This window comes from Neorhizobium sp. T6_25, from assembly GCF_002968555.1.
In the GTDB taxonomy this organism is placed as follows: domain Bacteria; phylum Pseudomonadota; class Alphaproteobacteria; order Rhizobiales; family Rhizobiaceae; genus Neorhizobium.
On record NZ_PVBL01000001.1, the window covers coordinates 31,205 to 55,437 of the forward strand.

The window sequence follows — 24,233 nt, forward strand, 5'->3', positions numbered from 1 at the left end:
GGCTCTTCGTTGGTCTCTTCCCGGGCAGGCTTCGCTCAGGCGCTCAATGCCCGCTTGCGGTCGTTGACGAAGCCGATCACTTCCGATTGCGGCATGGCTTTGCCGAAGATATAGCCCTGGCCGATATCGCAGCCCTGGCCAAGGAAATAGGCGAGCTGGGCATTCTCCTCGATCCCTTCGACGGTGGTCTTGAGGTTGAGACTGCGGCTTAGGCCAAGCACAGCGTCGATGATTTTGGCGTTCTTGTCGTTATGGGTGAAGCTCGACACAAAACTCTTGTCGATCTTGATTTTGTCGAACTTGAAGCGCGCCAATTGCGCCAGGCTTGAATATCCAGTTCCGAAGTCGTCGAGCGCCACCTGGATGCCGGCGGCATGGAATTGCTCGATCGTTGCGGCGGCAAGGTCCGGGTCGTCGATCAGAGCGTTTTCGGTAATCTCGATTTCCAGCCGGGACGACTGTAGGCCGGTTTGCTGCAGGATATGGAGAACACGGCTTGCGAGCAGCCTGTCTTCCATCTGCACAGGAGAGACGTTGAAGGAGAGCGACAATGTTCCCGGCCAAAGCTGCGCATCGCGGCAGGCTTTCGACAGAAGCTGCTCGAAGAGCGTGGTAATGAGGCCAGTCTCTTCGGCCACGGCAATGAACTGTTGCGGTGAGACAAATACGCCGTCCTTGTTCCAGCGGGCAAGCGCTTCAAAACCGCAGATTTCACCCGTTCTGAGATTGATCAGCGGCTGGTAGAACGGGTCGATCCTGCCCTCGTCAATGGCGCGGCGAAGGTCGCCTTCGAGCTTGGCCCGCTCAGAAACCTTCTCCTGCATCTCGGGCTGGAACAGAGAATATTGATTGTGCCCCCGGCTCTTCGCCTCGTACAGCGCGACGTCCGACCGGTGGCAGACTTCCTCGAGCGAGCTACCGTGGTCCGGCAGGCGCGCATAACCGACGCTGGCACCGACCTCGGTCAGCAGGGTCCCGATGCGGACGGGCCGGGAAACCGAGTGGATGAGCAGTTGCGCGAAGAGCTCCTCTTTTTCCGGTGAGAGATTGCGAGCCACGGCGACGAACTCGTCGCCGCCGAAACGGAAGACGCATTCGTACTCGGCCAATGCGCAGATGCGCCGCGACACCTCCTTCAACAGGATATCGCCTCCCTGATGGCCAAGAAGGTCATTGACCTTCTTGAAGCCGTCGAGATCTATCGAAAACACCGTTGCGGTCTGCGGCCCGATATCCTCACCCGTATCCTGAAGCTTTTCATCCGGGTGCGACAGGACGAACCTATCGAAGGCATAGCGGTTGGGAAGTTTCGTCAGATGATCGTGCGTGGCGATATGGTCAGCCGCATCGAAGGCCTTCCGGCGGCTCATCATTTCATTGCGCATATCGAGAATGCGCAGCACCGAATAGGCAAAGCTCGCAAGACCGGCAACAATCAGTACGATGATGATGAGGTGGGCTTTTCCCGCACTGATCGACTGAACCAGCCTCAGCAGCAGATCGTCATAGGCTATACAACCGACGAGCAACAGCATCGCGACTGCTGCCACCTCCGCCAGCTGTCTGCCAGCCTTGCTTTCCAGAAAATCCTTCATTTACCCCTCCAACCCGGCGATCCTAGGATAAAATAATTAAAGGATTTGTTATTCAGAGTTGTGTGAGAGCGCTTCACAGCCGAAACGATGGCCGAAAAAATACGGGTCCGGCGGCATCAATTGAGGTCGTGCCGAGCAATCGCACCTCTGAGCGCCTCTGACAGTTCGGCCAGTTGGTAGGGCTTGCGAAGGATCTTGATGCCTTGCGACTCTGCCGCCTGCTTGGCGGCTTCGGAGTATCCGCTTGTCAACAGGATTGGCAGGTCCACGCGGCGCGATCGAATTTCCTTTGCCAGTTCCACGCCGTTCATTCCTCCGGGCATCATGATGTCCGAGAAGACCAAGTCGATCCGCCGGCCGTTCGCCAGAGCGCCCAGAGCGGCGGCGGCTGTTGCAGCCCGCACGACCTGAAAACCGAGATCTTCCAGCATCTCGCTGACAAGAGCGGCGACTTCGTCGTCGTCTTCAACCAGCAGAACGCTGCCTGCCGACGCCGGACGGCGGCGCGCGACGTGCAGATCGACCAGGTGGTGCTGATCCGGGCCTGGCTCCTTCGAGGAACGGGGCAACATGAGGGTTATTCTCGTTCCACGTCCGACTTCGCTTTCGATCTCTATCCTGCCGCCAGACTGCTGGACGAAACCATGTACCTGCGCAAGGCCAAGGCCAGACCCCTTGCCGATATCCTTCGTCGTAAAGAACGGCTCGAACACACGCGCCTGCACCTCGCGGGTCATTCCGGAGCCGTTGTCGCTGACGGAAAGGCGGACGAAGTCTTTCGTGGAGCCGCTTTGATCGAGGAGCGGAACATTTTCCGCGCGGATTTCGATCGTGCCGCCTCTCGGCATCGCGTCGCGGGCGTTGACAGCAAGATTGAGAACAACAAGTTCCAGCTCGCTTGCGTCAACCTCGACCGGCCACAGATCGGCCGAGAACTCGAGCGTCACATGGACATCGCCCCTCAGGCTACGGTCAAGCAGTTCGCGCATCCCGCCGATCTGGCGAGCCAGGTCGATCGTCTGCGGCTGCAGTTCCTGACGCCGGGAAAAGGCCAGAAGCTGGCGTGTCAGGCCCGATCCGCGTTCGGCGGCTTGACGCATTCCGTCCATCAACCGTTTGCGCCGGGCGGGGTCCGTCTGGCGGTCGAGCATTTCCAGCCCTCCGGAAATGACCATCAGCAGATTGTTGAAATCGTGAGCGACGCCCCCGGTCAACTGACCGATCGCTTCGATCTTCTGAGCCTGCCGAAGCTTCTCCTCGACATGCGCACGCACCGTCATTTGGTCGCGCAGGGCCTCGTTGGCGGCTTTGAGCTCCTGGGTCCGCAAGATGACCTGCTTCTCCAGTTCCTGCGCGGCCTGCTCGCGTTCCGCCAGCAGCCCACGCAGCTCCAGCTGCCGAGCCCTCGCGCGAAGCGCCGATTGTATCGTGCTGACAAGGGTCTGGGCCTGGACCGGCCGTTCCAGGAGCGCCACGTTGCGCAACGAGTTGATCAGCCTCTGCCGCCACGCCTCGATGCCGGTCTGCTCCTGGCGGCTGGTCAGCAGGATGAAGGGAAGATCCGACCATGGCGGCTGGTCCGCAACCCATTTGAACAGGAGGGTGGCGTCTTTTCCGAACAGCGCTTCTTCAGCAACAAACGCGGCTGAAGCACCGGCCTGCAGCGCTGCCACGAGGCTGTGAAGATCGCCGCAGGTGTTTGCCGCGATGCCGCTCCGGCTGAGCAAGCCGACTGAAGCGGCCGCGTCCCTGCCGACGGGTGCAAAGACAATAACCGGTTCCAGTTGGTCTTCACCTTGCGCCATTAGTTCCGTCTGCTGAACTCGTTACAGGAGCGGCTGAAAAGTACGGAGAGCCGGCCAGCACACCGGTGAACTCCAAGGTTGGCGGCCCGAGCTTTATGCCGTTGTCAGACAGGTTGAACTCGCGCACGCTGTGTTCGTGCCTGCCGCTTCGCTTTTTCACGACGGATATCGCTCGGCGCACAGTACCCTGCACTTCGAAATATCGCAGCATGACGACGGAATCGCTGAGATAGCTCAAGTCGAGCGGAGCCTCGAGCGGGCCCACGAGCCCATGCTGGGCAAGGACGAGGATGGTCAGCACGCCACGCTGGCCAAGGTAGGTCAGCAATTCGTGCATCTGCAGAACCAGGAAACGCTCGTCCGGCATCGCATTCATGTAGCCGTTCAAACTGTCGATGACGACGACACGCGCGCCGTCGATCTCCACGCTTTTCTGGACATTGGCGGTGAACTCCCCCGGGGAAAGTTCTGCCGGATCGATCTGCTGCAACCGGATCAACCCGCTGTCCAGGTGGGTTTGGAGATCGAAGCCCAAGTTCCTGGCCCGCGCCTGCAGCGTTCCACGCCCTTCGTCAAAGGCATAAATGACGGCATGTTCGCCGCGGTTTGCCGCCGCCAAGGCATAGGTCAGGGCAAGTGACGACTTTCCCACCCCGGCGGCCCCCAGGAACAGCACGTTCGTACCCCGCTCGAGCCCGCCGCCCAACATGTCGTCGATTTCCTTGTTCCCACTGGAGGTGAACTCATCGTCGAAGGCCTGATGATGGTCCGCGGCGATGAGGCGGGGGAAAATATGAAGACCACCCTTCTCGATCGTAAAATCATGGTAGCCGCCGCGAAACTTGATGCCGCGCATCTTGACGACCCGCATGCGGCGCCGTTCTGCGCCGAAGTCGATGGCAAGCTGCTCCAGCAGCACGACCCCATGGGAAATAGAATGGAGTTGCAGGTCATTCTGTTGAGACGACAGATCATCAAGAAGAATGACGGTGCACTGCCGGCTGGCGAAGAAGTGCTTCAGCGCCAGGACCTGGCGCCGGTAACGCAGCGGGCTGTGAGCGAGGAGGCGCAATTCAGAAAGGCTGTCGACGACCACGCGCCTTGGGTTGAGTTCAGAGACGCGATCAAGAATGAGCTTCGTGGTCTCGTTGAGCTCCATTTCCGCCGGATGAAAGACCGTCAGTTCACGGTCGGGATCGAGCGTGGTTTCCGGAGGGACGAGTTCGAATACCTCGATACCTTTGAGCGACCAGCCGTGACGGGAGGCGACGAGCTGCAGCTCGCGTTCCGTCTCGGAAAGAGTGATGTAAAGCACCTGCTCACCCTGGCGGACACCTTCGAGCAGAAATTGCAGGGCGATCGTGGTTTTGCCCGTCCCAGGCCGGCCCTCGTAGAGGTAAAGCCGGTTTTCATCGAGGCCCCCGTCGAGGATGGTATCGAGACCGGGCACGCCGCTCGAGATACGCGGAGGGTCGATAAACTCCGCCTCTTCAAACCATTCTGCCATGTTCAACCTTTGCAGTGGAAACCCTTGAACAAGATCATATAGATTGCGGCGGACAAGCCTCAAGAGGCCACCGACGGTATGCCGGACGGCTTTCGAGAGGCTCGCCCGCCCCACAAAGCATCAGGCGGAATGTTGTTCCCAGTACCAAGCCACATACATCATCTTTTTGTCGTGCCTGCGGCTTTTCAGGAAGGCGCGGATGGAGCGCACGTCCTCTTTTTCGCAGGCGACCCAGACGAAGGTATCGTCCTCGATGGCGGTGACCGCTTTCTTGGCTTCCTCGGCAAGAATGCCTTTCGCTCCTGCCGGATAGCTCCGCCGATGCAGCCAGCGGACGTCCAAGGAACCCGCTGACGGAAGCGGCTGTTCCTCCGCGTCATCCAGCACTTCGATGATAGCCTGCATCCGGGTGCCCGGCGCCACTTCGGCCGCGATCCGGGCGATGGCGGGAAGAGCGCTTTCGTCGCCGACCAGAAGAATGGACTGTGCTGCCGGCAGACTGCCGCCTCCCGGTCCGAGCAGCGCTACTTTTTCTCCGGGCTGGACGTCGCGGGCAAAGTCGGCTCCAGGGGTCGCGACAGGGGACGATGGATGTTGCAGGAAGTCGATCCACAATTCCCGACGTTCGGTATCAACGGCACGGATCGTGTATATGCGAACCAGAATCTCGTCTTCTCCCTCGGGCCAGGCGACGCGGCCGTCTTGGCGGATTCCCGGCCATACCGGCGGCCTGCCCTTCGGGGGAACCAGAAGGCGAACATGCATATCGCCGCCGACGAACGGCGCGACATCGGCGCAGGCAAACTTCACGCGCCGCATGTGAGGGGTCACATCCTCCGCCGAGACGACCGTCACCTCGTGGATATTCGGCAGCACCGCGAGGGACGAATGCTCCGACCACGTCAATTCAAACGGATCCTCCCCTGCAAAATAGAACAGGTGCTCTGCAATCATCGTCTGATTCAGCTGCAACGCCGCTTGCGACTCGCATGCCAGTTCGATCAGGAGCTTGCTGTCCGCCAGCCGAATGCTTGTCGTGCTGTTCTTGCTTTTCAGCAGGGCGTGGTCCTTGCTTCGCTGCACGTCGGCGTGCTCGATGAAGTGCTCGCAGATTTCGTCGAGCATGCGTTCGGCATCCCTTGGCAGTGCGACTCCGGACAATTTGAGCGGTTGAACTGCATTCATGACCGATTCTCCTTTAGATCTTGCTCCTCCGCCATGCGATGACGACCGATCGGCAGCATGATCGGCCGGCCCGATGTCGGGTCGGTAATGACGCGACTCTCGAGCCCGAAGACTTGCCGCACGTTCTCTTCCGTCAGCACGTCCTCGGGACTGCCGGCGACATGCACGCGTCCCTCGGCTATCGCGACGAGGTAGTCCGCGTAGCGCGCCGCGAGATTGAGGTCGTGGAGGACCATGACGACGGTGGTTCCCCGCGCGTGGTTGAGATCGGTCAGCAGATCGAGAACTTCGACCTGGTGATTGATGTCGAGAAACGTCGTCGGTTCGTCCAGCAGCAGAACATCCGTCTGTTGCGCCAGAGCCATGGCGATCCAGACACGCTGGCGCTGCCCGCCCGAAAGCTCGTCCACCGGCCGTTCGGCAAGCTCGATGGTCTTGGTCGCCGCGAGCGCGCTCTCGACGGCTTCATCGTCCTTGCGCGTCCATCGTGAAAACAGGCTTTGATGCGGATGCCGCCCGCGGCTGACGAGGTCTGCAACGGTAATCCCCTCCGGCGCGATCGGCGACTGAGGAAGCAGACCCAGTGTTCGAGCCAACTCCCGGGACGGGATGCGGTGGATCGATTTTCCGTCCAGCAGAACATGCCCCTGGCTGGGCGAGATGAGCCGCGACATGGTGCGCAACAGCGTGGACTTGCCGCAGGCATTGGCACCGACGACTGCGGTAATCCTGCCGGGCGGCACGGCAAGATCGAGCCCGTGCAGGATTTCGGCATGGTTATATCCGGCCGAAAGCCCGCTGGCGGTAAGAGAGTGCGTGGAGCGAACGGTCATAGCGAGCCTCCCATCCGGTTGGCGCGCACGATCTGGTAGATCAGATAGGGTGCGCCCAGGGCTCCGGTCACCACGCCCACCGGATAACGGCCCGGCAGAAGGAATTGACCGACATAATCGCCGCCCAGCACGAGTATCGCTCCGATCAACGCCGCCGGTATCAGCAACGATCCGTTGCGTCCGACAACCCGGGAGGCGATCGGCCCTGACAGGAAAGCCACAAAGGCAATCGGCCCCGTCACCGCTGTTGCAGACGCAATCATGCCGACGGCCGCAACGATCACCAGCATGCGGGTCCTTGCCACCTTGACCCCCAGGGCCGCAGCCATGTCGTCACCCAGGCGAAGCGCCTCCAGGTCGCGTGCCCGGCCGAGCAGCAGCCCGCCGAACGTCGCCAGCGCCAGAAGAAGCGGAAGCGCCTGGCCGAGTTGCGCGCCGTTAACGCTGCCGGTCAGCCAGCGCATTGCCTCCTGCAGGTTCCAGGCAGGAGCGCTGGAGAGAATATAGGCGACGACGCTTTCCAGCATGGCCGAGACACCGATGCCGACGAGGATGAGCCGCGTCCCCGCCACTCCATTGCGGAATGACAGGGCGTAGACCAGCAGCGCCACGCCGAGGCCTGCGCCAACCGCCAGGACCGAAACGATCGGCCCGCTCAAGGACAGGACGACGATGGCGAACACGGCCGCAGCACTTGCGCCCGACGTGATCCCGATGATGTCCGGGCTGGCAAGGGGATTGCGCAGCATGAGCTGGAACGTGACGCCGCCGAGCCCAAAGGCCAGCCCGGCGAGAACGGAAAGGACCGAGCGCGGCAGCCGCAGCTTGCCAACCGTAAAGGCAGAACCTGCGACATCCTCCCCGAGCAGGACGCGCATGACGTCACCGGGCGGCGTGAAGGACTGGCCAAGCGACAAGGTCACCGCAAAGAGGGCGACCATGATGGCCAGCAGAATGGCTGTCACGAGACCGTGCCGGCGCGCCCGGCGGCGGCGATTCTCCACGATGAGATCAATGGTTGGGGAAAGCACTGTCACAGTTCTCGAACCCGCTGCCGCCTGACGATCCAGATGAAGAACGGCGCCCCGACGAGGGCCGTGATGATTCCGACCTCGATCTCGGCCGGCCTGGTGACGATACGGCCGACGACATCCGCCGCCAGCAGCAGGCAAGCGCCGCCAAGCGCGGAAAACGGCAGCAACCACCGGTGATCGACACCGACCAGCAGACGGCAGACATGCGGCACGACCAATCCAAGAAAGCCGATCGGCCCGCAAACCGCCGTTGTCGCCCCGCACAGCAAGATGGCGCCGAAGGAGGCGACGGCGCGGGCCACGGCGACGCGCTCCCCGAGCCCTGCCGCGACATCGTCGCCCAACGCCAGCGAATTCAGCTTTCGCGCCGACAGAAGGCTGACCACGAAACCGACGGCCAAAAACGGCAGCACCGGGCCAATGCGCTCGAAGGTCGCTCCGCTCACGCCGCCGATCTGCCAGGAGCGGATGCCGCCCGCGATATCGGCGCGCGGCAGCACCACGGCGATCACCATCGAGGAGAAGGCAACTGACGTTGCGGCTCCGGCCAGCGCCAGCTTCAACGGGGTTGCCCCGCCACGCCCGAGCGATCCTATCGTATAAACGAAAACTGCCGAACACCCCGCTCCGAGGATCGCAGCCCAGATATAGGCATGCGCGGAGGACATATCGAACAAGGCGACGCCGGTCACGACGGCGAGCGACGCCCCCATATTGACGCCGAGAATACCCGGATCGGCGAGAGGATTGCGGGTCACGCCCTGCATGATCGCCCCGGCAAGCCCGAGCGCGGCTCCGGCAAGTACGGCAAGTACCGTCCTCGGGATGCGCACGCTCACCGCTGCCTGGCCGATGCTGTCGACCTGCCCCGCGAGCGCCGCCGCGACATCGCTCCAGGCCACTTCGCGGGTGCCGACCGTTACCGAGAGCGCACAGAGGGCGGAAACGGCCACGACCAATCCGGCCAGCCAGAGGCCGCGGGTCCGGTTCGAGCGTCGAAAGACGAGCGGCCGAGAGAACGAACGTATGCTGCCGGCCGTCATTTGGACTTTCTGGCCGCTTCCGCAAGCCGATCCACATAGTCCTTCAAGACCCATGAGATCGAAAGCGGTGTCGGATTGGCCGCCGTACCGATCGGGTTGCGGCCCAGCATGACGAGAGCACCCTTGTCCACGGCCGGCATTCTGGACATCAAGGGGTTCGCCGCCAGCGCATCAAGCAGTTTCTGGTTTCCATAGGTGACGAGGATATCCACGTCGTCGAAGACGTCGATGCGCTCGGCGCTGACAGAGCCTGCGAATTTCCCGGACTTCGAAGCCTCTACGACGCTTTTCGGGGACTTCAGACCAAGATCCTCGAAGAACCTCACCCGGGTATCGTTCGTCGTATAGAAGTTGACGGTGCTCAGGTCGGTCGCATCGAGATGGGTAATGAACATCGCGGATTTACCCCGGAGTTCAGGATGTCCGCCAACCACCTTGGCAATGTCCGCTTCGATCCTGGCGATCAACGCGTCGCCTTGCGGAGCCATGCCCATCCCTGCGCTGTTCAGGCGGATCATGTCACGCCAGTCGGTCGACCAGGGCGCCTCGGGATAAGCGACGACCGGGGCGATCTGGCTCAGCGTGTCGTAATCCGATTGGCTCAAGCCGGAATAGGACGCCAGGATCACATCGGGCCTTGTGGCGGCGACCGCCTCGAAATCGATGCCGTCCCCTTCATCGAAAAGCACGGGCTTGGCGGCGTGGAGCGCTGCCAGCCTTTCGGCTACCCAGGGCAATACCCCATCGCCGTCGTCGTCGCCGAAATTGGCCCTGGCGAAGCCGACGGGCACGACACCGAGCGCCAGCGGCACCTCATGGTTTGCCCAGGCGACGGTCGCTACCCGCGCAGGCTTTTGGGGAATGATCGTCGTGCCGAACGCATGCTTGATGGTGACGGGATAGGTCTCTCCTTCGGCCGCCCGGGCGCCTGCCCCGGCGATGCCGAACGCAACAAACCAAATGCATATCGCCGCCATTTTCACGGCCGAAGGCAATAACCGCAGCATCGTCAAACTCCGCAGACCTTAAGTGGACTTCCACTTTCAGGTTAAGGAAGTCCCGTCAACCACCCTCCACGCCTGCACCGACAAGAGTACCGAGATTTCCGCGGGATCCTACAAAGCACGGAGAATTTACAATACTGGACAAACATGCTCAAGTTAATAGCCGTTCCGGGGCATATCAAACCCAGCCATTGCGGCCGCATGACCAGGGAAAATCCCTCGCGGGCGGATTGCACGGATGTCGTTCGGAATGGTTCCTCAGACCTGGCATCAGTCTCGGCGATCTCTCGTCGAATCAACTTCTGGAACGTGAATATGGACAACAAAAGAACAGGCGCTCGCTCGAGACCGGCCCTTATCCGCTATCGGAATGCGGTCCTTCTGGGTTGCACCGCGCTTGTCGCCTTCACGCCGACCGTCGTGCTTGGCCAGGAAAATGCGAACGCCGATACAACACTCGCACCGATCGTCATCCAGAGCAGCGGCGCCGGCCTCGATACCGACAACGATTCGAAGTCGATCGTCGCGACGAAGACGACCGGGGGCGGCAAGATGGTGACTGATATTCTGGATACGCCCGCCTCCGTCTCAGTCATCACATCCAAGGAAATCCAAGAGCGTGGTGCAAGCACCGTTGAGGAGGTCTTGCAGTACACGGCAGGTGTCACCGCTGACTTCTATGGCTCCGACGACCGCTTCGACTATTTCAAGATTCGCGGCTTCGACGCCTACATGTACCGCGATGGACTACTCATCGGCCGACCGTTCGGCGGACTTCGGGAAGAAGCCTACGTCTTTGAGCGCGTGGAAGTGCTCAAAGGCGCCAATTCCACCGGCTTTGGCGTCTCCGACCCCGGCGGTTCGGTGAATTTCGTCACCAAACGGCCGAAGAGCGCGCGTTTCGGCGAAGCCTACGTGACGGGTGGCTCCTTCGACCACGCCGAAACGGGCTTCGACTTCGGTGACAACATTACCGAGGACGACACGTTGTCCTATCGCCTGACCGGCAAATTCAAACGAGCCGAGGAAGAATACGACTATTCTCAGGACGACGAAAACTTCATTATGGGCGGACTGACCTGGCGCCCGAGTGGCGACACCAGCCTGTCCGTCGTTTATGATCATCTGGACCGCCAGGGAATACCCGGCAGCGGCGGGCACCCTGTGGGCTCGGACTTCGACCGAAGCCTATTTTTGGGCGAACCGGACTACAATTATCGCGATGTGAACCGCAATACGCTCAGCGTCACGTTCGACCATGACTTCGGCTCCGGCGTAACGTTCAACTCGAGCGCGCGATACAGCAACACCAGGAGTAATTTCGGCTATGCTTACGTAGCGGCTGCACCGGCGGCCGGCACGACAATCGTGGACCGAGACTTCTTCGCAAACGACTCGTCGGCCGAAAACTTCGTTATCGACGCCCACCTACAATATGACGCCAGCTTTGAGAGTGTGGACAGTCGCAGTCTGTTTGGCGTCGAATATAACGATTATCACGGCACAACCAACAATTACTACGGCGACGCACCGGACATCGACTATACAAATCCGGTCTATACTGGGCGGCCTTCCTCGGTCCCACTCTATCAGAGCCTGGTCAACGACCAGAAGACCAAGGCGATCTATTTTCAGCAAGAACTAACCTTCTGGGAAAAACTGACCGCGACGGTGGGACTCCGAAACGACTGGCTCGATCTCGAACAGACGAACAACCTTGCTGTTGCTCCAGCCAGTCCCCTGACCCGCGCCGACGTCAGCGAGTTCACGAAGCGGGCGGCGCTGAGCTATAAAATCACCGACGAAATCGCCACCTATGTAAGCTATGCCGAGTCGGCGGTGCCGGCCACGATCGGCCTGGAGCCTGAGCGTGGCGAACAGTGGGAGGTCGGCGTGAAATATCGGCCATCCGAGATTCCAGCGTTGTTCAGCATCGCGGTCTACGATCTGACCAAGGAAAACATCACACTCAACATCGGCGCCCCGCCCGTGGCAACGCCGGTTGGCAAGGTCAAGTCCCGCGGAGTGGACTTCGAAGCCAAGGCCGAGGTGACGGACAACCTCAGCCTGACCGCCGCCTATTCCTATATTGATACCGAGATCGTCAAAAACGCGGGTGCCAACGAAGGCAACCGTCTTGCCATGGTGCCGGAACACACGGCTTCAGCCTGGGTCAACTACACGCTGGAGGGGAATGGGCCACGCGGCGACATGACCTTTGGGCTCGGCGCGCGCTACATGAGTTCGTATTTCGTCAACAACGCCAACACGGTGAAGTCGGACCCGAACGTCGTCTTCGATGCGGCATTCAGCTACAAGATGCAACAGAACACGACATTCCAGCTCAACGTCAGCAATCTGTTCGACGAAAAGCACGTGGCGAATGGTGGTTTCGGCGCCGACTGGTACAATCCCGGCCGCGCGATCTATGCGACGCTGCGCCAGACATGGTGATCCTCCCGTCCCATCCGCAATCCCGCCGGTTGGGACAGCAGGCGGTAGATTGGCGATCTGCAGCCAAGACCGCTTTGGATGAAGGGCAAGAAGTCCCGCGGCACGGCCGCGAGACTTCTTGAGGCGCAAGACCGGGAGAGAGTTGGTCAGGCGGCCTGATCCTTGCGGCCGGTGCGGGCCCAGGCCGGCAGCCAGTCGCCATGAGCGGCAAGCAGCTCGCCTGTCCTCGCCCAGATCTGGTCGAGATCGAGCTCTGCCGCCGTATGCGGGTCCATCATTGCAGCGTGGTAGATGTGCTCGCGGTTCTCGGTCATCAATGCCTGAACCGTCAGCTCCTGGACGTTGATATTGGTGCGGATCAGTGCCGTCAGCTGCGGCGGCAGGCCGCCGATGAAGGTTGGCTGGATACCCGACGCGTCGACCAGGCAGGGAACCTCGGCTGCGCAATTGTCGGGCAGCGAAGTGATGCAGCCATTGTTGCGCACGTTGCCGTAGACGACGGAGGGTTCGCCGGTCCAGACCGAATTGATGATCAACGAGGCATATTCCTTCGACTGCGCGACCTCGATCTTGTCGGCTGACCGATAGGCTTCATGCGCGGATTGAGCGACGAGAACGGATCCTGGAAGACCACCTGCATGCGCGAACGCAACGGCGGCATTTCGACGCGCGAACGGCCGTGGATCGGCTGCCGGTCGGCATTGATCTCGCCGCTGTCGGTGTCGTTCAGCCGCAAAAGCGCCTGGCCCAACGTTGTCTTGCCCGAACCGGACTCGCGGACGATTCCAAGCGATTCGTGGCGGCGAAGGGTCAGATCGGGGCTGTCGACCGCAACAAGCTCCTTCAGCTCCGGCTTGAAGAAGGTGCCATGGCGCAGCATGAAGGAGACACGCCGCTGCTGACCTCGATCGGGGATACCCGGGCCGATCTCATCCGTTGCTGTTGAGAGCCGAAAACCTACCTCTGGGAGTCTCGAACGACGAGGGGAACTGGTCCGGATGCCAATACTCCTGGTTATGCGTGCAGTGCTGCCGTGAGCCAGGCAACGGCTCTGTCATTGGCAACCGTTCGTCGCGCCTTGAGTGGCAGCAAGATATTATATCGCCCGTCAGCCTTGTACGTCAGATCATGCAGCGCGACCAACGTTCCGGCATCAAGAAAAGCCTGAACGAGCGCGCCCCAGCCGAGTGCGACTCCCTGGCCATTACACGCAGCGAATATCGTTTCGGTATAATGGCTGAATCTCAGGGATGGCTTGAGATCAAAGGAGGCTCCGATCTGGTCAAGCCATTGGGCCCACGAAAACCACAAGGGGTCGGAACTGTGCGTTTCGATATACTCGTCTGTCGATGACAGTGGCCCTGGTTGTCTGCGCTTGAGATAATCGGGCGAACATACGGGTGTTATGAAATCGTCTTTTGATGCAATGACCGTCCCATCGTTAAACGGCGGTATTCCATAACGGATAGCAATGTTTATCTCTCCACTATCGAGATCGATTTTTTCATCCTGGGATACAACACGCACTTGGATACCAGGGTTTTGGGAACGGAAGTCGGCCAGACGCGGAAGCAGCCAGAAAGACGAAAACGCGATCGTCGCACCGATCGTGACGACATCCTGGCCGGACATTTTGATCGCCTCGACTGTCTCCGCAATATTGGCAAGGCTCTGTGCCAGCGACGCTCCCAGAATGCGACACGCCGGCGTAGGTTCGATTGCGCGGTGTTTACGCACGAACATTGGCTGCCCCAGTTCTTCCTCAAGCAAGGCAATCTGCCTGCTTACGGCCGCCTGTGTGACGCCAAGTTCCGTCGCGGCCGCGGTAAAGCTCTTTCTGCGCAAAACTGCTTCAAGCATCAGCAGCGCGGTCAAGGACGGGAGTCGTTTACGAAACTGCATGCTCGCGCCTCAATCCATTACTTTTCATTATGCCAACCTAACAATTTATGCCGTTGAACGAATTGCATGGCAAGGTCACTCTTGCCCGAAAGCTGGCAAAGAGGTTCTTCATGCTGAACAAACTTGCGTCCTCGATCTCGTCACTTTTGGACGCGCGTGCCGACGGGCATGCCCTGCCAGCGGGCCTGTATACCCGGTCAGACGTGTTCGAAGCCGATATGGACGTCTTCTTTCGTCGGCACTGGATCTGCGTCGGACTTGAATGCGACGTGCCCGAGCCCGGCGACGCTGCGGTTATCGACATCGGCAAAACCGGCCTGATCCTGCTGCGCGACGATGACAGCGAAATCCGCGTCGTGCACAACGTCTGTCGCCACAGGGGCTCGCGCCTCCTCAATCCCGGCAAGACGATCGTCTCGAAGCTGGTCTGTCCCTATCACACCTGGACATACGAACCCAGCGGCGAACTGAGCTATGCCCCCCATATGGGCAAGAACTTCGACAAAGAATGCCATAGCCTGAAGCCTGTGACCTTCAAGTCGATCGGCGGCCTCATCTATGTCTGCCTTGCTGACAATCCGCCAAAGGATATTGCTCGACTCGAGCTGGCGATGGCCGAGCGCCTGGCACCCTACGATATCGGTAATTCCAAAGTTGCATTTGAAACCGATGTGATCGAGCACGGCAACTGGAAGCTGACGATGGAGAATAATCGTGAGTGTTACCATTGTTCGGCAAACCACCCGGAGCTTTGCGTCTCTTTCGTCGATCTGGATTTCGGCTTCGATCCCGAGACACTCAGCCCGGAGGACAGAGCGCAGGCCGAAGAGCATCTTGCTCTCTACGAAGAGCGCGCACGTCAGTGGACAGCGGACGGCTATCCATCCGCCGCAATCGAACAACTCGTCGATTGCGAGACAAATTTCAGGACGCAGCGCCTTATCATTTCTGGTGCGGGCGAATCCCAGACCCCAGACGCCACGGCGGCATCATCCAAGCTTCTGGGAACGATGACCCGCAAGGATCTTGGTGATGTGCATCTGTGGGGCCATAACAGCTGGAACCACTTCATGGGTGACCACGCCATCGTGGCAATAGTCATTCCAATTTCGCCCGACAAGACGCTGGTGCGCACGAAGTGGCTCGTTCACAAGGACGCCGTCGAGGGCGTGCACTACGATCTTGAGAAGTTGACGAACGTCTGGGTGGCGACCACGGATCAGGACGCAGAACTCGTCGCCCGCTCCCATGCCGGTGTCGAAGACCCTGCCTATGTGCCCGGCCCCTATTCGCCATTCTCAGAGACGAATCTCGACAAGTTCGCCTCTTGGTATATCGATCGGATGCGTGCGCATGGATACTAGGAGCGCCTTCGCAGCTGTCGATCAGATCGAGAACACTGAATTCTGGGACCGGGATTTGGACGAGGATCTGGTTTGCATCGACGTCCACCAGGAAACGCACGATGTAAAAACATTCACGTTCGCGTCTTCGCTTGGGAAAAAGTTCGCCTTCAAGGCCGGCCAGTATTTCCTGTTCGATCTCGACATTGACGCCGAGCCCGAAAGCCGCTGCTACAGCATATCCTCCTCGCCGCAACGTACCAACGCGTTTTCAGTCACCGTGAAACGTGTGCCAGGGGGTAAGATTTCCAACTGGTTTCATGACAACGTCACAGCTGGCTTGAAGATGAAGGGCAATGGACCGCTCGGACATTTTATCCGGCCCAATGCCAAAAAATTGCTGCTTCTGTCTGGTGGATCGGGGATTACGCCAGTCATGTCTATCATCCGCGAACTGGCGGATACCTTCGAGCCCATCGACGTCGTGTTCATGCATGCGGCGCGAAGCCCCAGAGACTTGATCTTTCGAGAAGAACTCGCCTGTCTGGCAAATAAAGGAAAGCAGCTCCGCCTGCATTTCCTACCTGAGATCACCTCTGGCGAAGCCCATTGGCCTGGCCTTACCGGGCGCATCTCGGCAGACTACATGAAGCTGGCCGTACCTGACATTGCAGAGCGTGTCGTCATGTGTTGTGGCCCAGCGCCATTCATGGCTGCTGCCCGCGTGATTGCCGCAGAGCTCGGCGTTCCGTCATCCCATTATATCGAGGAGAGTTTCGACGCTGCCGTCGTCGACGACATCGATCTTCCGGTTGTCCAGGAAGCAGCCACGAGAATGTTCACGGTGGAGTTTGCCAAGCAAGTTCGTAAGATCGAAGTTTCAGGCGAGCAGACCGTTTTGTCCTGCGCGAAAAAAGCCGGCGTGAAACTCCCCTCTTCATGTTCAAACGGGGTGTGTGGCACCTGCAAATCAAAACTGCTGTCCGGATCCGTCGACATGAACCACAATGGCGGGATCCGCCAGCGGGAAATCGACGCCGGGTTATTCCTGCCCTGCTGTTCGAAGCCACTCAGTGACCTCGTGGTCGACCGGTAGGGCTTTAAACATAGCAGGGATGACCGGAGAACTATCGATCGCCTTGCCTCAAGGTTTCCGCTGGTCGGGTAAAAGTGCCCAGAATGCGAAGAGAGGCCCCTCGCCCGAGCGCATCGCGTGCCGGATTCCAGCTGGATTGTAGAAGGAGCCACCCATGCCCGGCGTGAACCAACCGGAATCGCCCTGCAGGAATTCGCCATCCGACAGGACGAGATAGATTTCCTCCGGTGCATGATCGTGGTCCGGATACCGCACGTTCGGCGCCATCAGGGTTGCGCCAAGCCACACGTCCGAACGGTCCTCAAGGCCGCCCGGCCCGACGATCATGGTATTGGCGTGGCCCATCGGAAAATTTGCACTAGCCGAATTGTCATAGGTCGAACGACATTTCCATTCGAGCTGTGTCTCCAGAGCTGCGAAGCGCCGGAGCAACACGTTCAACGGGGGTTCCTCCGACTTTGCAGCCAAGACACCCTCCAAATACAGGCCGCAAACCGGAAGCCGCTTTGCGATATTCACCCGCTCCGGCAGCGATGTTTGCAGGTGCGCAAATATCTGTGTCAGTGACTGCCGGGCCTGTGAATCCTCGGCAAGCTGATCGAACGCGACGAATGCGGTGTTCAGAAAATCCTGCAAGACTTCGCTGCGGGCCATGGTTCAAATATCCTTGGCAAGCCGCAATGCGTCATAGATCGCTGCATGCGTGTTGCGAGCAGCGACCGCGTCGCCAATCCGAAAGAGCTGATAGGTGCCAGCGGGATTGCGCTCGGCCGTTTGCGGCACGCCGGAAATTAGCTGGTCGTAGGAAACTTCACCGAGGTTCTTCGAGCCGGGCTTCATCTCGAAATAAAGGTCGTCCAATGGAATCGTACCGTGATTGATGACGATCTGGTCGATAGTCCGCTGCTTCGTCACGCCGCCGTAATCGCTACCGACATGGGCAATGATCTGGTTGCCGCTTTTCTCGGCTGATTGCAGCCGGTAGGTGACGGTGAAGGTTACGTCGAGTTTCTGCAGCGAGCGCATGTAGGGAACAAGGTTCATCGCCATGACCTCCGGCGCGAAGGAGCGGTCCGGCGTCATGATCTCGACCTTGGCCCCTGTCTTGGCGATGAATTCCGCGGCCTGCAAGCCAGCATGGTCACCGGCATCGTCGAAGATGAGCACATTGGTGCCCGGCTTGACGTCGCCCGAAATGATATCCCAGGAAGAGACGACAAGCTCATTTCCCTTCGACAGAACTTCAGTATGCGGCAATCCACCAGTTGCGATGATGACCACATCGGGGCCTTCAGCGGCGATCATATCGGCGTCCGCCCAGTTGTTGAAATGAAACGTGACACCGAGCTTCTCGCATTGGCTCATCCGCCAGCCGATGATGCTGATCATCTCTCGGCGGCGTTCGCTCTGCGCGGTGAGGCGGATCTGTCCGCCGGGATTGCTGGCCGCCTCGAAAACCACGACCACATGACCCCGCTCGGCCGCCACGCGCGCCGCTTCAAGGCCAGCCGGCCCGGCGCCGACAATGACCACCTTCTTGCGGGTGTCGGCATTTGCAATGGTATGTGGCATGGTCTGTTCGCGACCAGTCGCGGCATTGTGGATACAAAACGCCATCCCGCCCTGGTAGATGCGGTCGAGACAATAATTCGCGCCGACGCAAGGACGTATGTCCTCCTCGCGCTTTTCGATAATTTTGCGAACGATGTGCGGATCCGTCATGTGGGCGCGCGTCATTCCGACCATGTCCACTTTGCCCGCGGCAATCGCGTGCCGTGCCGTCGCCACATCCGGGATTTTTGCCGCATGGAAGACCGGGAAATTGGTTGCCGCGCGGATCTCGCCGGCAAAATCGAGATGGGGCGAGTTCGCCATGCCCTGGATCGGAATGACGTCGGTCAGGCCTGCATCCGTATCGATATGACCTCGGATCACGTTCAGATAGTCGATCAGGCCACTGTCGCGCAGCCGTCGCGAAATCTCCATGCCGTCAGCTTTTCCAGTGCCTCCGGGGAGACATTCGTCGGCCGTGTAGCGAACGCCGAGGATGAAGTCGTCTCCGACGCGCTCGCGCATCGCCTTGAAGACGTCGAAACAGAACCGCATGCGATTTTCGAGCGAGCCCCCATATGGCCCGTCCAGTTCGTTGGTGAGCGGCGAATTGAATTGATCGATCAGGTGACCGTATGCCTCCAACTCGACACCATCCATGCCGCCCGCCTTCATCCGTTCGGCTGCGTCCGCGAAGTCTCTGATAATGCGCTCGATATCCCAATCCTCCATCTTCTTCGGGAAGGAGCGGTGCGACGCTTCACGATGATGGGACGGCGCGACCACCGGCAGCCAATCGCCCTTGTCCCAACGGGTGCGCCGGCCGAGATGCGTCAGCTGGATCATGATAGCTGCGCCCTCTTCGTGCACGGCATCGGTCATTTCCCGGATCCACGGAACGATTTCGTCCTTATAGGCGAGCAAGTTATTAAAGACCGGCGGGCTGTCTTTCGACACCGCAGCCGACCCCGCCGTCATTGTCAGCGCCACGCCGCCCCTCGCTCGCTCGAGGGTATAGGCTCGGTAACGTTCCTTCGGCATGCCATCCTCAGGATAGGCGGGCTCATGCGATGTAACGATGATACGGTTGCGTAGGGTCAGATGCTTCAGTGTGTAGGGCTGAAGGAGGGGATCGTTCGACATGCGACGGCTCCGGTTTATCGCCTTTGCACATAAGGCTAAGCGGGAATGTACATATGTGTCAATATTGAAAACATCGACGTACTTCCAGTCGACATTGATGTACATTTTGCTTGAAGTGCGGTTAGGAGTTTGTTAGGAAGTGTCAATGGAACAGGCGGTAAATGACAGCGGCTGGCGTGGCTCTCAGGAGGGTTGGCTTGAGGCCGCCTATGAAGCGCTGCTCGAATCCGGCGTAGATTCAGTGAAGATCTTGCCGCTTGCCAAGAAGCTGGGCCTATCGCGGACAAGCTTCTATTGGTTCTTCAAGGATCGGGAAGAACTGCTGAGCGCGCTGATACTGCGCTGGAGGGACAAGAACACAGGCAACCTCGTGAAGCAGTCCGAGGCATATGCGGAATCTCTTGCTGAGGCGATGCTCAATGTCTTCGATTGCTGGCTCAACAAAGACCTCTTCGACTCCCAGTTCGAGTTTGCAATTCGCAGTTGGGCATTGCAATCGCCGGAGATTCAGGTTGAGGTTCAGCAGGCTGACCTGGCCCGAATAGGCGCTTTGAGCCGCATGTTCGTGCGGTTCGGCTTTGACGAAGAGCCTGCGGACGTTCGCGCGAGAACAACCTACCTGGTCCAGATCGGCTACATCTCCATGCAGTCCACCGAGGATATCGGACTGCGCATGAAGCGGATTCCCGAATATATCGCAATCTATACCGGTCAGATCCCGCAACAGCGAGAACTCGATCGCTTCTACGCGCGGCACGGCTATAAACAAGGGTGAGAGCAAGGTGGAAGATGGCAGGGGCTGGAGAATTGGCGTGATCGGCGGCAACGGCTGGCTGGGCAGCGCCCTTGCCAGCGCGGTGCTGGACGCCGGCTTCGTGAAGCCTCAGGACCTGTCGCTCTCTTATCGCAGCCAGCGGCCGCATCGTTTCGACGAGGCTTTCTGGACATCGGACAATCAGGCCCTTGCCGACCGCTCGGATGTTGTCGTTCTTTGCGTCCGCCCCGCTGACTGGCGTGACCTCAACGTCGATATGAAAGGCAAGCTGCTGGTCTCCGTCATGGCAGGCATTCCGTTGGACCCGTTGAGCGACCGTCATCGGACCGACTGTGTCGTTCGTTCGTTGCCGCATGCAGCGGTCGAGATCCGCCAATCCTACACGCCATGGATCGCGACGCCTGGGGTCAGCGAAGAAGCACGTATATTTGTCAGAGCCCTGTTCGAGGCCTGCGGTGTTCAGGATGAAGTGCACAGCGAAACCGATATGGACTATTTCACCGGCCTGTCCGGATCCGGCCCCGCCTTTCCGGCGCTTCTTGCCGACGCGATGATGCGAGATGCCCTGTCCCGGGGCATCCCCGTCGCGATTGCCCGGCGCGCCGTGAACACGCTTATCATCGGGGCGGGGCGACTGATGGAAATGCATGAGACCTGTCCCAGCGAGATCGTGCAAACCTTCCTCGATTACCGCGGCACCACGGCGGTTGCGATCGAGGCTATGCGTGCTGCGGGTTTCGAAACAGCGATTGCTTGCGGACTGACGGCAGCGTTCGAGAAATCGATGAGTTTGGGAGACGTTCCCAAGCAATTGTGAATCGGGCATCCGCGGCGCCCCGCATTCCACGTCCAGCCGCTAAAAAAGGGAACGGTACTATGAATAAGCTTTTGGCTTCGGGTTGCGTGCTGATCGGAGTGTTCGCCGGCGCATCGGCGGCAAGTGCTGCCGGATGCGGCCGCGTCACGATCGCGAGCATGAATTGGCAAAGCGCGGAGGTCATCTCCAATCTGGACAAGTTCATTTTAAACGAAGGTTACGGCTGCCAGGCGGAGATCACGGTTGGAGACACCGTGCCGACCATCACCTCCATGGCGGAAAAAGGCCAGCCTGATATCGCTCCGGAGGCCTGGATCGACCTGCTTCCCGACGTGGTTGCGAAGGGCACACAGGAGGGCCGGATCGTCAAGGTTGGATCTCCACTGCCGGACGGTGGCAATCAGGGCTGGTGGATCCCGAAATATGTCTCGGACGCGCATCCGGACATCAAGACCATTCCGGATTTGCTGAAGCATCCCGAACTCTTCCCAGGCGAGGAAGACCCAAGCAAAGGCGCAATCCTCAACGGCCCTCAGGGTTGGGGTGGCACCGTCGTGACAACGCAGCTCTTCAAGGCCTTCGGCGGGGAAAAGGCTAAGTTCACACTGATCGACACCGGATCGGCGGCCGGTTTGGACGGTGCTATCGCAAAGGCATATGAGCGCAAGAAGAGCTTTGCCACCTACTACTGGGCGCCGACGGCGCTACTCGGCAAATACCCGATGGTAAAACTTGAGGCCGGCGTGAAGAACGATCCGGCTGAATGGAAGCGTTGCAACACCGTTGCCGATTGCCCGGATCCGAAGCCGAATGCTTGGCCGATCGACTCGATCGTCACCCTGGTCGCCAAGCCCTTCTCGGAAAAAGCGGGACCCGAGGTGATGACCTATCTTGAAAAGCGGTCCTGGAGCAACCAAACCATCGGCAAACTGATGGCATGGATGACGGACAATCAGGCAAGCGGTGAGGATGGCGCCAAGCATTTCCTGAAGGAAAACAAAGATATCTGGACCAAGTGGGTTTCAAAGGACGCCGCCAAGAAAATCGAGGCAGCGCTCTAACAGGCCCCCGGGGCGATGTGCCCAACACATCGCCCCTTCCGCTTGCCGTTAAAAGAAGAAAAAGACCTCACACGGCTCTTTCCAGAGAAAGGGAACCGAATGGAATGGTTTTATAAGTTTCCCCATATGGATGACGACGCGCTTCGCAACTTGAAGAAAGCGATCGATGAGGGTTTTCGAGCCTTTACTCGCGCCTATGGCGATACGATCGAAAGCGTGTTTTCGCCTCTGCAGAGCTTCCTGCTGGCGGCCGATCGCTTTATGACGCAGACACCGTGGCCGATCATCACCGCGATCATCCTCACGATTGCGTGGTTTGCGAGCCGAAGTGTCAAAATCGTGCTGAGCTGTCTGATCACGCTGCTGCTGATCGGTTATTTCGACATGTGGACCGACACGATGCGTACGGTCGCAATGATCTTTGTCTGCACCGTCCTGTCGATTGCCGTCGGTCTGCCGATAGGCATACTCATGGCACGTTCGAATGGCGTCAAACGGGTCGTCAACCCGATCCTCGACGTGATGCAGACCATGCCGAGTTTCGTTTATCTCATTCCGGTCGTCATGCTGCTGGGTATCGGCCGCGTCCCCGGGCTCATCGCCGTGGTGATCTACGCCATTCCGCCAATGATCCGGCTGACCGATCTTGGTATCCGCCTCGTCGACAAGGATGTTCTGGAGGCTGCCGACGCCTTCGGCACCTCGGAGACCCAGAAGCTTTTCAAGGTGCAACTGCCGCTGGCCCTACCGACGATCATGGCGGGGATCAACCAGACGATCATGATGGCGCTGGCGATGGTGGTGGTCGCCTCGATGATCGGCGTTCAGGGGCTTGGCCAGCCGGTGCTGAAGGCAATCGCCAACCAGTATTTTACCCTCGGCATGTTCAACGGCCTCGCAATCGTTGGAATCGCCATAATCTTCGACCGGGTCAGCCAGGCCTATGGCAAGCGGCTCCAGAAACATCGGGAGATCGTTCATGGCTGAGCAAGGTTTGGGCGGCATCTCAGTCCGCAATCTCTACAAAATCTTCGGCGCCAACCCCGCCGCGTATGTCGATGCCGTCCGCAACGGCCTAACGAAGACGGAGCTCAACGATGCGCATGGCCATGTGCTGGGGCTTTGCGATATCAATCTGGACATCAAGTCGGGTTGTATTCAGGTCATTATGGGCCTGTCCGGTTCCGGCAAGTCCACGCTCATCCGCCATATCAACCGCTTGATCGACCCGACCGCGGGCGAAGTGCTGGTCGACGGGGTGGACGTCGTGAAGATGAACAAGGACGAACTGCGAAACTTTCGGCGTCACCAGACGGCAATGGTCTTCCAGAAGTTCGCCTTGCTGCCGCACCGAAGCGTGCTCGACAACACCGTCTTCGGCCTTGAGGTCCAGGGCATCGGCCGCTCCAAAGCGATCGACGTCGCAATGAGATGGCTGGAGCGCGTTGGGCTGAAGGGGTTCGAGCATAGGTACCCCAACCAACTGTCTGGAGGAATGCAGCAGCGCGTCGGGCTTGCTCGCGCATTGTCGAACGACGCGCCCGTCCTGCTAATGGACGAAGCCTATTCCGCACTCGACCCACTCATCCGCATGGACATGCAGTCCGTTCTTCTCGATATCCAGAACGAGATCAAGAAAACGATCGTGTTCATCACACATGATCTCGACGAGGCTCTCCGGCTGGGGGACCAAATCGCCATCCTGCGCGACGGCGAGGTGATACAGCAAGGTACAAGCCAGGACATCGTCCTGAGGCCGGCGGATCAATATGTGGCCAATTTCGTCAAAGAAGTGAACCGCGGACGGGTCGTGCAGGTCGAAGCGATCATGGCTCCCTTGCGTTCCCGGGCTGGGAGTGACAAGCCCACCATTCCGGCAAATATCACGATCGAAGACGCTATCCGGGCGCTGGTCTCTGCACCTGATGGTGACGTGACCGTTGTGGATCCTTCAGGCAAGCCGGTTGGAACCGTGAGCTTCCGGCAGCTGGCAGGGGCTATGGTCAATTCCCGTGGGGCCGAGCACCGGCCTCTCGACGCCTCAGCGATCGTCGCGTAACGGAAGAAGCCGGAGATCGGATGGGG

General features: G+C 59.5%; 19 protein-coding genes and 2 pseudogenes. 8 read left to right on the plus strand and 13 right to left on the minus strand.

Annotated features, from left to right (window positions below; all coding sequences use genetic code 11):
• Positions 1-35: 35 nt before the first annotated feature.
• From C5L10_RS00160 to C5L10_RS00195, 8 genes are all read right to left on the minus strand, one after another.
• Positions 36-1,595, minus strand: coding sequence for a bifunctional diguanylate cyclase/phosphodiesterase (locus C5L10_RS00160; RefSeq protein WP_105428010.1), 1,560 nt, complete (start codon positions 1,593-1,595; stop codon positions 36-38).
• A gap of 116 nt (positions 1,596-1,711) precedes the next feature.
• Positions 1,712-3,400, minus strand: a complete 1,689-nt coding sequence (locus C5L10_RS00165) for an ATP-binding protein (RefSeq protein ID WP_105428011.1) — start codon at positions 3,398-3,400, stop codon at positions 1,712-1,714.
• Positions 3,387-4,907: an ATPase domain-containing protein gene (locus tag C5L10_RS00170; protein WP_105428012.1), complete on the minus strand. Its 1,521-nt coding sequence runs from the start codon at positions 4,905-4,907 to the stop codon at positions 3,387-3,389. Before C5L10_RS00170 ends, C5L10_RS00165 begins: the two co-directional genes overlap by 14 nt.
• Before the next feature lie 120 nt (positions 4,908-5,027).
• A complete protein-coding gene (locus tag C5L10_RS00175) occupies positions 5,028-6,092 on the minus strand; it encodes a DUF2218 domain-containing protein (RefSeq protein ID WP_105428013.1) in 1,065 nt (354 codons plus the stop codon).
• Positions 6,089-6,925, minus strand: coding sequence for an ABC transporter ATP-binding protein (locus tag C5L10_RS00180; protein WP_105428014.1), 837 nt, complete (start codon positions 6,923-6,925; stop codon positions 6,089-6,091). The genes C5L10_RS00175 and C5L10_RS00180 overlap by 4 nt, the downstream gene beginning before the upstream one ends.
• Positions 6,922-7,962, minus strand: a complete 1,041-nt coding sequence (locus tag C5L10_RS00185) for an iron chelate uptake ABC transporter family permease subunit (RefSeq protein ID WP_105428015.1) — start codon at positions 7,960-7,962, stop codon at positions 6,922-6,924. The genes C5L10_RS00180 and C5L10_RS00185 overlap by 4 nt, the downstream gene beginning before the upstream one ends.
• Positions 7,959-9,002, minus strand: coding sequence for an iron ABC transporter permease (locus tag C5L10_RS00190; RefSeq protein WP_172716845.1), 1,044 nt, complete (start codon positions 9,000-9,002; stop codon positions 7,959-7,961). Before C5L10_RS00190 ends, C5L10_RS00185 begins: the two co-directional genes overlap by 4 nt.
• Complete coding sequence (locus tag C5L10_RS00195) at positions 8,999-9,979, minus strand: iron-siderophore ABC transporter substrate-binding protein (protein ID WP_172716880.1); 981 nt, start codon at positions 9,977-9,979, stop codon at positions 8,999-9,001. The genes C5L10_RS00190 and C5L10_RS00195 overlap by 4 nt, the downstream gene beginning before the upstream one ends.
• 342 nt (positions 9,980-10,321) lie before the next feature.
• On the opposite strand from C5L10_RS00195, the gene C5L10_RS00200 reads away from it, so the two are divergent.
• Positions 10,322-12,460: a TonB-dependent siderophore receptor gene (locus C5L10_RS00200; RefSeq protein WP_105428018.1), complete on the plus strand. Its 2,139-nt coding sequence runs from the start codon at positions 10,322-10,324 to the stop codon at positions 12,458-12,460.
• A 146-nt stretch (positions 12,461-12,606) separates the two neighbouring features.
• Here the strand turns inward: C5L10_RS00200 and C5L10_RS00205 are convergent.
• The 3 genes and pseudogenes from C5L10_RS00205 to C5L10_RS00215 all read right to left on the minus strand — a co-directional run.
• Positions 12,607-13,053 (minus strand): annotated as a pseudogene (locus tag C5L10_RS00205) (alpha-glucosidase/alpha-galactosidase); the annotation flags it as partial.
• Positions 13,038-13,352, minus strand: a pseudogene (locus tag C5L10_RS00210) (ATP-binding cassette domain-containing protein); the annotation flags it as partial. The pseudogenes C5L10_RS00210 and C5L10_RS00205, both read right to left, overlap by 16 nt.
• 122 nt (positions 13,353-13,474) lie before the next feature.
• Positions 13,475-14,362, minus strand: coding sequence for a LysR substrate-binding domain-containing protein (locus C5L10_RS00215; RefSeq protein WP_105428019.1), 888 nt, complete (start codon positions 14,360-14,362; stop codon positions 13,475-13,477).
• 110 nt (positions 14,363-14,472) lie between these two features.
• Between C5L10_RS00215 and C5L10_RS00220 the strand changes: the two genes are divergently transcribed.
• Positions 14,473-15,726 (plus strand): SRPBCC family protein, encoded by a 1,254-nt coding sequence (locus C5L10_RS00220; RefSeq protein WP_105428331.1) that lies wholly within the window; start codon positions 14,473-14,475, stop codon positions 15,724-15,726.
• On the plus strand, positions 15,716-16,801 hold the full coding sequence (locus tag C5L10_RS00225; RefSeq protein ID WP_105428020.1) for a hybrid-cluster NAD(P)-dependent oxidoreductase: 1,086 nt from the start codon (positions 15,716-15,718) through the stop codon (positions 16,799-16,801). The genes C5L10_RS00220 and C5L10_RS00225 overlap by 11 nt, the downstream gene beginning before the upstream one ends.
• 48 nt (positions 16,802-16,849) lie before the next feature.
• Here the strand turns inward: C5L10_RS00225 and C5L10_RS00230 are convergent, their stop codons facing one another.
• Together C5L10_RS00230 and C5L10_RS00235 are read right to left on the minus strand one after the other, a co-directional pair.
• Complete coding sequence (locus C5L10_RS00230) at positions 16,850-17,455, minus strand: dimethylsulfoniopropionate lyase (RefSeq protein ID WP_105428021.1); 606 nt, start codon at positions 17,453-17,455, stop codon at positions 16,850-16,852.
• Between the two features lie 3 nt (positions 17,456-17,458).
• Entirely contained in the window at positions 17,459-19,495 is a 2,037-nt protein-coding gene (locus C5L10_RS00235) for an NADH:flavin oxidoreductase (RefSeq protein ID WP_105428022.1), read from the minus strand.
• A gap of 145 nt (positions 19,496-19,640) precedes the next feature.
• Here C5L10_RS00235 and C5L10_RS00240 point away from each other — a divergent pair, with 145 nt between their 5' ends.
• From C5L10_RS00240 to C5L10_RS00260, 5 genes are all read left to right on the plus strand, one after another.
• Entirely contained in the window at positions 19,641-20,270 is a 630-nt protein-coding gene (locus C5L10_RS00240; protein WP_046669143.1) for a TetR/AcrR family transcriptional regulator, read from the plus strand.
• A 37-nt stretch (positions 20,271-20,307) separates the two neighbouring features.
• Complete coding sequence (locus C5L10_RS00245) at positions 20,308-21,087, plus strand: pyrroline-5-carboxylate reductase (protein WP_105428023.1); 780 nt, start codon at positions 20,308-20,310, stop codon at positions 21,085-21,087.
• Between the two features lie 59 nt (positions 21,088-21,146).
• Entirely contained in the window at positions 21,147-22,148 is a 1,002-nt protein-coding gene (locus C5L10_RS00250) for an ABC transporter substrate-binding protein (protein ID WP_105428024.1), read from the plus strand.
• A gap of 99 nt (positions 22,149-22,247) precedes the next feature.
• Positions 22,248-23,135 (plus strand): proline/glycine betaine ABC transporter permease, encoded by an 888-nt coding sequence (locus C5L10_RS00255; protein WP_105428025.1) that lies wholly within the window; start codon positions 22,248-22,250, stop codon positions 23,133-23,135.
• A complete protein-coding gene (locus C5L10_RS00260) occupies positions 23,128-24,207 on the plus strand; it encodes a glycine betaine/L-proline ABC transporter ATP-binding protein (RefSeq protein WP_105428026.1) in 1,080 nt (359 codons plus the stop codon). The genes C5L10_RS00255 and C5L10_RS00260 overlap by 8 nt, the downstream gene beginning before the upstream one ends.
• The last annotated feature ends 26 nt before the right edge of the window (positions 24,208-24,233 follow it).